At 46.1% G+C, this 10,103-nt stretch carries 8 protein-coding genes; 6 read left to right on the top strand and 2 right to left on the bottom strand.

Going from position 1 to position 10,103, the window contains the following annotated elements; translation table 11 throughout:
* Nucleotides 1–1,148 (top strand): penicillin-binding transpeptidase domain-containing protein (locus A3761_RS10300; protein WP_255374936.1); only part of this gene is annotated, 1,148 nt, incomplete at its 5' end.
* 129 nt (nucleotides 1,149–1,277) lie between these two features.
* On the opposite strand, the gene A3761_RS10295 is transcribed toward A3761_RS10300, so the two are convergent.
* Nucleotides 1,278–2,540 (bottom strand): malic enzyme-like NAD(P)-binding protein, encoded by a 1,263-nt coding sequence (locus A3761_RS10295; RefSeq protein WP_197470071.1) that lies wholly within the window; start codon nucleotides 2,538–2,540, stop codon nucleotides 1,278–1,280.
* A 235-nt stretch (nucleotides 2,541–2,775) separates the two neighbouring features.
* On the bottom strand, nucleotides 2,776–2,988 hold the full coding sequence (rpmE, locus tag A3761_RS10290; protein WP_068509060.1) for a 50S ribosomal protein L31: 213 nt from the start codon (nucleotides 2,986–2,988) through the stop codon (nucleotides 2,776–2,778).
* A 292-nt stretch (nucleotides 2,989–3,280) separates the two neighbouring features.
* Between rpmE and A3761_RS10285 the strand changes: the two genes are divergently transcribed.
* The 5 genes from A3761_RS10285 to hslU form a co-directional block, all read left to right on the top strand.
* Nucleotides 3,281–5,491, top strand: a complete 2,211-nt coding sequence (locus A3761_RS10285) for a primosomal protein N' (RefSeq protein WP_068553394.1) — start codon at nucleotides 3,281–3,283, stop codon at nucleotides 5,489–5,491.
* 135 nt (nucleotides 5,492–5,626) lie between these two features.
* Nucleotides 5,627–7,318: an arginine--tRNA ligase gene (gene argS, locus A3761_RS10280; RefSeq protein WP_068553395.1), complete on the top strand. Its 1,692-nt coding sequence runs from the start codon at nucleotides 5,627–5,629 to the stop codon at nucleotides 7,316–7,318.
* 33 nt (nucleotides 7,319–7,351) lie between these two features.
* Nucleotides 7,352–8,017, top strand: a complete 666-nt coding sequence (locus tag A3761_RS10275; protein WP_082865176.1) for an SPOR domain-containing protein — start codon at nucleotides 7,352–7,354, stop codon at nucleotides 8,015–8,017.
* A gap of 155 nt (nucleotides 8,018–8,172) precedes the next feature.
* Nucleotides 8,173–8,703, top strand: a complete 531-nt coding sequence (gene hslV / locus A3761_RS10270) for an ATP-dependent protease subunit HslV (RefSeq protein WP_068509054.1) — start codon at nucleotides 8,173–8,175, stop codon at nucleotides 8,701–8,703.
* Between the two features lie 76 nt (nucleotides 8,704–8,779).
* A partial coding sequence (gene hslU, locus A3761_RS10265) for an ATP-dependent protease ATPase subunit HslU (protein ID WP_068509052.1) occupies nucleotides 8,780–10,103 on the top strand: 1,324 nt, incomplete at its 3' end.

Raw genomic sequence — 10,103 nt, 5'->3', positions numbered from 1 at the left:
AACTTCCGGAGGCACAAGGCGCCCTTATTTCGATCAACCCCGACAACGGAGCAATCAAGGCACTGGTTGGCGGCTATGACTTTGCCATGAGCCACTACAACCGCGCGACACAAGCCAAACGACAACCAGGTTCCAACTTCAAAGCCTTTGTTTATTTGGCAGCGATAGAAAACGGGACCACCGCTGCAAGCCTTATCAACGATGCCCCAATCGTATTTGAGGACGACAATCTGGAAGCGGCATGGCGGCCCGAGAACTCTAGCGGTAAGTTTTATGGCCCAACCCGGATCCGAAAAGCACTGTATAATTCCCGCAACCTGGTATCTATTCGGCTCCTAAAAGAAACTGGCGTCCGAAAAACACTGAACACCATTGAGAAATTCGGTTTTGACAAAAAAGACCTACCCAGAGATTTGTCTCTCGCGCTTGGCAGCGCCGGACTCCCCCCTATCAGCATCGCCAGAGGATATGCAATGATAGCCAACGGCGGCTACAAAATTGATACCCATCTGATATCTCATATCGAAGATAATGAGGGGAACATAATTTTCAAAAACACGGCTCCCATCGTATGCCGTGAAAACTGCCTCACTCAACAAAGCTCAGAAGAGATTGACAACAAAGAGACTAACGAGGAAATCACCTACGCCCCGCGCATCGCCGATGAACGCGATATATATATTCTTCACTCAATGCTAAAAGACGTTATCACAAAAGGTACCGGCAGAAAGGCTCTACAACTAAAACGTAAAGACCTGGCAGGCAAGACTGGCACAACAAATGACCAAAAGGATGCATGGTTTTCCGGCTTCAACACTCAGCTAGAAACTAGCGTCTGGGTTGGTTTTGATAAGCCGCAAACACTAGGAAGGAGAGAATACGGGTCTCGCGCCGCGCTACCAATATGGAATGACTTTATGGCAGTCGCTCTAGAAGGCACACCAAACGCCAACTTGCCCCAACCTGACGGCCTGGTAACCGTTCGGATAAACAAAGAAACAGGCGAGCAAGCTCTGCCCGGCACAGACAACGCCATGTTCGAGATATTCAGAAAAGAGCTAGCACCGAAAAAGCCTAGAACCTTGCCACCTGCATTTGAACACAAAGAAAGCACACAACCTCAAATCGCTCCAGAAGATATCTTCTAACTAGCAAGAGCCTTCACGACACCACCCCATTCTACTCTAGACAAAATATAGAGACATAAAAAAACCGGTACTTTCCAGCACCGGTTTTTTTGTTTTCTTTAGAACTTTTGGCTCTAAAGAGTTAAGCCATTAGATATCTTCTAAAGACTTAAGTGGGTAGTTTGCAGGAAGTGGACCTTCCGCAGCACCCGTATCGATCGCTGCTTGAGCAACCGCAGTAGATACAATACCCAACAAACGGGAATCTGTCGCTTTTGGAATGATGTACTCTTTACCGAATTCCATTGAATCCACACCGTAAGCGTCTAGAACTTCCTTAGTTACAGGCTCTTTTGCTAGATTAGCAAGTGCTTTAGCAGCAGCCAGCTTCATCTCTTCATTGATAGCTGTTGCACGAACATCCAACGCACCACGGAAGATAAATGGGAAGCCAAGAACGTTGTTTACCTGGTTAGGGTAATCAGAACGACCTGTTGCCATAACAGCATCTGGACGAGATTCTGCAACCACTTCAGGCATGATTTCTGGAACCGGGTTAGCACATGCAAAGATGATTGGGTTTGGAGCCATCTTCTTAATTTGTTCACCAGTCACCATATCAGGACCAGATAGACCCAAGAAGATATCAGCACCGTCTAGCGCATCGTCAAACGTACGCTTGTCAGTATCTACTGCAAACATTGCCTTGTACTGGTTTAGATCATCACGACCAGAGTGGATAACACCTTTACGATCACACATGAAGATGTTTTCTGGCTTCATACCCGCAAGGGTAAGTAGCTTAGAACAAGAAATTGCAGCAGCACCGGCACCTAGTACCGCCATTTTTGCTTCTTCAATTTTCTTGCCTTGAATTTCAAGTGCGTTCAATGCACCTGCAACCGTTACGATAGCAGTACCGTGCTGGTCATCGTGGAAAACTGGAATGTTGCACTGCTCTTTAAGCGTACGCTCGATTTCAAAACACTCAGGTGCTTTAATGTCTTCTAGGTTAATGCCACCAAAAGTAATCGCAATACGACGCACTGTGTCGATAAATGCTTGAGGGCTTTCAGATTCAACTTCGATGTCGATTGAATCAACGCCAGCAAAACGTTTGAAAAGAAGAGACTTACCTTCCATTACAGGCTTAGAAGCCAAAGGACCTAAGTCACCCAGACCAAGAATCGCAGTACCATCAGTAATAACCGCTACCAAGTTACCTTTAGCAGTGTACTTATATGCATTTTCCGGGTCAGCAGCAATTTCCTTAACTGGCTCTGCAACACCTGGGCTATAAGCCAAAGAAAGGTCGCGAGAGGTTTGAGCAGGAGTAGAAAGTTCTACGCTGATTTTCCCTGGCTTCGGGAACTCATGGTAATCTAGAGCATCTTGTTTGAAATCTGACATTATATTCTACCGTTTTGGTTTTTCCGTTTAGGTTCTTTCAGGGACATTAAAGCCCTAAAGCCTGTCCGCGGCGCACATTATGACATCACTTATTACCTATGGACAATTATCAAATGATAATACGCCGTAACTTTTTTATTGTCATTTGACCGAAATCATCAAATAACCAGACGAAAAAAGAGCGACAAGCGCTCTTTTTCGGAATATCTTAGTTCTTTGGCAACTCGCCAAACAAAGCTTAGCCGCCGATACGGCTGCCGAAACGCTTCTTGAACTTATCAATACGACCACCTGTATCCATTACTTTCTGCTTACCAGTATAGAATGGGTGACATGCTGAACATACGTCCAGAGTAATATCTTTACATAGCGTAGAACGTGTTTTAATAACGTTACCACAACCACATTTTGCTTCGATTTCCTGGTAATCAGGATGAATAGCTTCTTTCATTGCACACCTCTAATTCAATTATGCCGCCACCTTACACTTATCACTCTTCTTTTAGCTTATAAAAAACCAGAAGAGCCGTTAAGGCACCGCACGAAAGGGGGCTTCCCATCTATCTTTACACCTTCAAACTTGCCTTGAAAACAAATTTTTAGACAAAAGACAGAGTGACTGCCAATTTTTAAGACGGCGCATATTAACAAAATAAACACAATAAGCAAGCATCGTTTATTTCATTTTTGAAATGCACTAGAATTTAGCCTCCTACTTCTAAGAGATTTCCTTCGTATCTTGCATGATCATCACCGTTGCAGTCCCCACCCCTTTATTTCGCTGCTTTGATTATCTGCCGCCTGATAAGATAAACCCTGAATATCTTGTGGAAGGGAGCAGGGTTCTCGTTCCCTTTGGGCCAAGAAAGTTAGTTGGCATTATCACTAAAATACAAAATACCCCTTCGGCTCATGAGGGGAAAATCAAGAACGCCTTGGCGCTTCTAGATCCATCACCCACTTTTCCAAGCGTTTTGATGCAGCTGCTAAACTGGGCCTCAAGCTATTATTGTCACCCTATTGGAGATTGTTTCGCGACCGCCCTGCCCGGAGCACTTAGAACAACCTCTGCAAAGCAAGGCGCGTTGGTCAAAAGCATAGAGCTAAGCAAATGGTATCGCAGCCCCAAACAGTTTGAAGGTAGAGCGAATGCAACCAAGCAAATAGAGATACTCGACTATCTCGAAAGCAACCCTGAAGGCGTTTGGCTCGATACACTCAAAGCTATGAGATATAGCAACAGTCAACTCAAAAACCTGGAAGGCGCAGGCTACATATATAAAGAAGTCTATGACCCCCTGAGCGCGGAAAAAGAACAACAAAGCAAAGCGCCCATTCAAAGCAAAACCCTCAATACCGAGCAAAAGCTTGCAGTTGAGACAATTCTTAACGCCGATGCAACTATCAATGCAACCCTACTTCAGGGTGTAACGGGCAGCGGCAAAACTGAAGTTTATATCGAATGCGTAAAGAAACAGCTTGAACAAGGTAAACAGGCCCTCATTCTCATCCCAGAAATTAACCTCAGCCCACAAACGCTACTCAGGTTCCAGAGTCAGCTGAGCACACCTATTGGCGTCATTCACTCTGGCATGAGCCATAAAGAGAAATATACTAGCTGGTTTTTAGCAAAAGAAGGCATTGCACGCGTCATCATCGGCACCCGTTCAGCAATTTTTACTCCCTTCAAAGAGCTCGGAATAATTATCGTAGATGAAGAGCATGACCCCTCCTACAAGCAGATTGATAATTTCAAATATTCAGCACGAGATCTATCAGTCAAACGCGGACAGATTGAACAATGCAAAGTGGTGCTAGGAAGTGCAACACCATCACTTGAAAGCCTCTATAACGTTAAGCTAGGTCGCTATCAGCTAGCTTTAATGCAAGAACGCGCCGGCGCAGGCCAAACACCGGAAATGTTTCTAATCGATATCCGCAGCCGTCCTCTGGAGAATGGTTGTTCTCGCCCCTTGAAGCAGCGAATCGGAGAAGAGCTTGCTCAAGGCAACCAAGTAATCATATTCCAAAACCGCAGAGGCTTTTCACCAACACTAATGTGTAATAGCTGCGGTTGGCTCGCCCAGTGCCCTCACTGTGATGCACGCCTTACTGTTCATAGTCGCCCACCTCAGCTACATTGCCATCACTGCAATCATAAAGAAATCATTCCAAGAGCCTGTCATGAATGCAACCACACAAGTCTGACACCACTTGGCGCAGGCACCGAAAGACTAGAGTTTGGACTGCAGGCACAATTCCCGAGCGCCAGCGTGGTGCGTATTGACAGAGACAGCATAAAGAACCAAAAACAAATGACTGAGCTAGTCGAGCAAATCAATAAGGGAGAGCCTTGCTTGTTGATTGGCACACAAATGCTCGCAAAAGGGCATGACTTTCATAACGTCACCCTGGTCGCCATCATCGATGCCGACGCCAGTTTTTTTAGCGCCGACTATCGAGCCATTGAGCGCAGCGCACAGCAACTTTTACAGGTTTCAGGGCGCACGGGCCGCGGTAACAAGCATGGCACAGTGCTCATCCAGACACGCCAACCAGAACACCCCATCTTTGAACCTATTCTGCGTAGTGACTATACAAGCATTGCTCAGCAGGAGCTTGAAGAGCGCCAATATTGCGAGCTGCCGCCTTTCTCAAAAATGCTCACTATCCGGGCTGAGTCAGCCAAGGCTGAGGCAAACCTTGAAGAGTTGAGTTCAATTAAAAACTTGGTGCTAGCAAGTTACTCTAACGAGGCAGCGATACAAATATCGGGCCCCATTGAAGCAAATATCGCCAGAAAGTCTGGAATCTACCGAAGCTACTTGCATTTATTTATTTCAGATATGAAGGCTCGCTCGCAGCTTGTACATAGCTTGCGCTGTTATCTAGATTCGCGTAAATCCCATAAAACCAAGCTATATATCGACGCAGACCCCCTCGATTACGTCTAATAGCAATACTTGGAGTCAGAGTAAAAAGCGCACTTTTTACTCTAACTCCAAGTATTAGCGTTTAAATCTTGAACGGAATCATAGATAATACGCCCCCTTTTAATTTCCCATTGGCTTTTGTAAATCTGGACGCGCATGAAAGAACTGATAATTGAACTTGTACAAACGGTTGTGACTGAACTTAGCAACGAGAACGTCATTCCTTCGGACGCGAGTTATAAGATCAATATTGATGCGACAAAAGATAAAGCGCATGGCGACTATGCCTCGAATATAGGGCTAGTCTTAGCCAAGCAGGCCAAGATGCCACCTCGAGCGCTTGCTGAGCAAATCGTTGAAAAGATCACCGCTCAAAATAATGCAAGCGTAGACAAAATTGAAATTGCTGGCCCTGGCTTCATCAACTTTTTTATGAGCTCCGCCAGCAGCTTTGCCGTCCTCAGTTCAATTATTGAAAATGCGGATAAATATGGACACAACAACTCAGGTAAAGACCAAAAAGTTCAAGTCGAGTTTGTTTCCGCTAATCCTACCGGCCCATTGCATGTAGGGCATGGCCGTGGCGCAGCAGTCGGTGACAGCATTTGCAGACTTCTCGGTGCAAATGGCTGGGATGTGACCAGCGAGTTCTATTACAACGATGCTGGCCAACAAATCAATAACCTGGCTCTATCTGTTCAAGCTCGCTGCAAAGGTTTAACACCTGAAGACCCAAGCTGGCCAGAAGATGGCTATCGCGGGCACTATATTATTGAGCTTGCTGAAAGCTTTATGAACGGTGAAACCATCGAGTCTGCCGACCAGAGCTTTACAGGTACCAAAAACGCTGACGACCTGGAAGATATCAGACACTTTGCTGTCGCCTATTTAAGAAGAGAGCAAGATCTAGACCTAAAAGCCTTTGACGTTGATTTCGATGTTTATTTCCTTGAAAGCTCTCTCTATAGCGATGGTAAAGTCGAAAAAGCAGTGGAAGCTCTGATTGAAAATGGCTATACCTACGAGAAAGATGGCGCGCTTTGGTTGCGAACGACAGACTTTGGCGACGACAAAGATCGTGTTATGCGCAAAACTGAAGGCGGCTACACTTACTTTGTGCCAGACGTAGCCTATCACCTCGACAAGTGGCAACGTGGCTTTACTCGCGTCATAAATGAACAGGGTGCCGACCACCACAGTACAATCACTCGCGTTCGAGCAGGCCTACAAGCATTGAAGCAAGATATACCTGAAGGCTGGCCTGATTATGTTCTTCACCAAATGGTGACTGTCATGAAAGGCGGCGAAGAGGTGAAGCTATCCAAACGTGCCGGCAGCTACGTCACATTGCGAGACTTGATCGAAGAAGTTGGCCGCGATGCCACTCGCTACTTCCTGGTCGCACGCGCTCCCAGCTCACAACTAACATTCGATATTGACCTGGCTCGCAGCCAGTCAAATGACAACCCTGTGTACTATATCCAATATGCACACGCTCGAATTAGCAGTATTTTTAGAAAGGTTTTAGCAGCTTCTCCAGAGTGGTCTGCCGAAGACGGCCTAGCCAACCTAGAGCAGCTAAGCGTTGAAAGCGAACGTAAACTAGCAAACACGCTGGCTAGCTTCCCTGAAGTTGTCAGCATTGCGGGAGAGCAAAATGCGCCTCATCAAATTGCAAACTACCTCTATAGTTTGGCGAGCGACTTCCATACCTACTACAATTCAAATATTGTAATGGTTGAAGATAGTAAAATTAGAGATGCTCGTGCAGTGCTTTGCCTAAGCATCCAGCAAGTATTGAGAAACGGGCTTAAGCTACTAGGGGTTAGCGCTCCTGAAGAAATGTAATCACACCCGATAAACTATTGACGCGTTGATCATATGACTCAAGATTTTGCTAAGCCCTCGACCACTAAAAAGCCCGGAGCACCCAAGACAAAAAAAGGTTCTTCGGGAAAGTCTGGCGGGGCTAAAAGCAGCGCGAGCAAGAAGGCCAGCGGAGCAAGCCCTAAAGAAGTGCCAAGCTCAGCGCCGGTAAAAAACCGTACACCATTTTTTCTTTCCCTAATTGTACTGGTCTGTGCTTTTGCCTATGGCTTGTATTTTTTACAGTCTATTCCGCCCACTGAAACACCCGAGAAACAGCCAACAATATCCAAAAAATCCCCTTCTGCCAGCAAAAGCACGCCCGCCGAAGAAGCACCGGCAAAGCGTTTCAACTTTTACGATATCCTTCCAGAATCGACAGTGACTGCACCGAAGGTAGAAGAGTATCGCTTCAAACAAAAATCAGGCAGTGAAGACTACTTCTATGTGATTCAAACTGGCTCATTCAAAAACCGGGCAGATGCCGAGCGCCAAAAAGCCACTATCGCCTTTAAGGGCTTAAAAGCCAATATTGAAACAGTTACCAATGATAAAGGTACTGTCTGGCACCGAGTTAAAACCGGACCATTCACCAACCGTAGTAAGTTAAATAGCGCCCTGGATAAACTTGTATCTCTTAATATCCAGCCTCTCGTCAAGAAAGTAAAAAAAGATAGCTAAAGCGCCTTCTTAACGCTTGATATCTCTTCAAGCGACTCCATATAAAAACTTTCGCTGCTGCAATACATCGCTTAATCGCAGCTGGCAGTATTTAGTCAAAACACCAATTGAGCCACTTGGCCGCATTGGTGAACGCAAACTTTGTGGAGAAGTTCATGACAACCATCTTATCAGTCCGCCGCGAAGGCGAAGTTGCTCTTGGCGGCGACGGTCAGGTTTCGCTCGGAAACACCATCATGAAAGGCAACGCTAAAAAAGTGCGCCGACTCTATGACGGCAAAGTCATCGCCGGGTTTGCAGGCGGCACAGCAGATGCTTTCACATTGTTTGAACGTTTTGAAGCGCAACTAGAGAAACATCAAGGCAATCTTGTTAAAGCTGCCGTTGAGCTAGCCAAAGACTGGCGCACAGATCGCGCACTCAGAAAGCTTGAAGCATTGCTTGCCGTGGCAGACGAAAACAACTCTCTTATCATCACCGGTAATGGCGATGTAATAGAGCCTGAAGATAGCCTGATTGCAATTGGCTCTGGCGGCCCTTTCGCTCAAGCTAGCGCAAGAGCTCTACTTGAAAACACCGAGCTATCAGCACAAGAGATTGTTGAAAAAGGTCTAACGATCGCTGCCAACATCTGCGTATTCACTAATGATGCCTTTACCATCGAGCACCTTGGTGAAGCCAAATAGCCACTAATCAGGCACGACACAACTTAACGAAAGCCCGAATCAACATCACCCTTTACATGATACGGTACTAAATTCCATGGCAAACATGACTCCTCGCGAAATCGTACACGAGCTCAACCAACATATCATCGGCCAAGATGAAGCCAAGCGTGCAGTTGCTATCGCACTTCGAAACCGCTGGCGCCGCATGCAACTTGACCCGGCCTTAAGAGAAGAAATTTCCCCCAAAAACATTTTAATGATTGGCCCAACCGGTGTGGGTAAAACTGAAATCGCCCGACGCTTGGCTAAACTTGCTGATGCTCCCTTCCTGAAGGTTGAAGCAACGAAATTTACTGAAGTAGGCTACGTGGGTAGAGATGTAGAGTCTATTGTTCGCGATGTTGCTGACTCGGCCCTTAATATGTTGCGGCAAAAAGAAATGAAGCTTGTCGACACTAAAGCTGCTGACGCTGCTGAAGAGCGTATTTTAGATGCCCTGCTTCCTCCAGCACGAACGGGTGCCGACTCAGCTCAAAGCGATAATTCTTCGACGCGACAAATCTTCCGCAAGAAGCTCCGAGAAGGCGATTTAGACGATAAAGAAATCGATATTGAAGTCAGCGCCACACCTGTAGGCGTTGAGATTATGGCGCCTCCAGGCATGGAAGAAATGAGCAACCAGCTTCAGAATATCTTTTCCAGCATGTCCGGTGACAAAAAGAAAACCCGAAAACTAACGGTTAAAGACGCGCTTAAGCAAGTCAAAGAAGAAGAAGCTGGCAAGCTGGTAAATGAAGAAGACATTAAATCTAAAGCTATCCAGGCAGTTGAGCAGAACGGTATTGTCTTTATCGATGAGATCGATAAAGTTGCCAAGCGCTCTGAAGGCTCCTCCGCCGACGTATCACGCGAAGGTGTACAGCGCGATTTACTTCCACTAATTGAAGGAAGTACAGTAACCACTAAACTTGGGCCAATCAAAACAGACCACATTCTGTTTATTGCTTCAGGCGCCTTCCACCTATCGAAGCCTTCAGACCTTATTCCTGAGCTTCAAGGGCGCCTACCAATTCGTGTTGAGCTTAAAGCGCTGTCACCAGAAGACTTCCAAAAGATTCTAACCGAACCAAATGCTTCACTGATTGACCAATATATTGCACTTATGGCTACCGAAGGCTTAAAACTCAGCTTCAGTGAGGACGCACTCGAAACGATTGCACACATTGCCTGGAAGGTTAATGAGAAGACTGAAAATATCGGGGCTCGTCGCCTGCACACAGTGCTTGAGAGACTTCTGGAGCATATATCATTTGAGGCTGGCGACAGCCAACGAGATGACTTTGAAGTGACAGCTGACTACGTTAAAGAGCAACTCGATGAGTTGTCTGAAGATGAAGATTTAAGCCAATATATTTTGT

It is taken from the genome of Oleiphilus sp. HI0123, assembly GCF_001635315.1.
This window is presented reverse-complemented; position numbering and strand designations above follow the sequence as displayed.

Excerpts from the sequence above, each read along its gene's own strand:
- rpmE (WP_068509060.1), bottom strand. The coding sequence starts at position 2,988 with ATGAAAGAAGCTATTCATCCTGATTACCAGGAAATCGAAGCAAAATGT.
- A3761_RS10285 (WP_068553394.1), top strand. The coding sequence starts at position 3,281 with ATGATCATCACCGTTGCAGTCCCCACCCCTTTATTTCGCTGCTTTGAT.
- A3761_RS10275 (WP_082865176.1), top strand. The coding sequence starts at position 7,352 with ATGACTCAAGATTTTGCTAAGCCCTCGACCACTAAAAAGCCCGGAGCA.
- argS (WP_068553395.1), top strand. The coding sequence starts at position 5,627 with ATGAAAGAACTGATAATTGAACTTGTACAAACGGTTGTGACTGAACTT.
- hslV (WP_068509054.1), top strand. The coding sequence starts at position 8,173 with ATGACAACCATCTTATCAGTCCGCCGCGAAGGCGAAGTTGCTCTTGGC.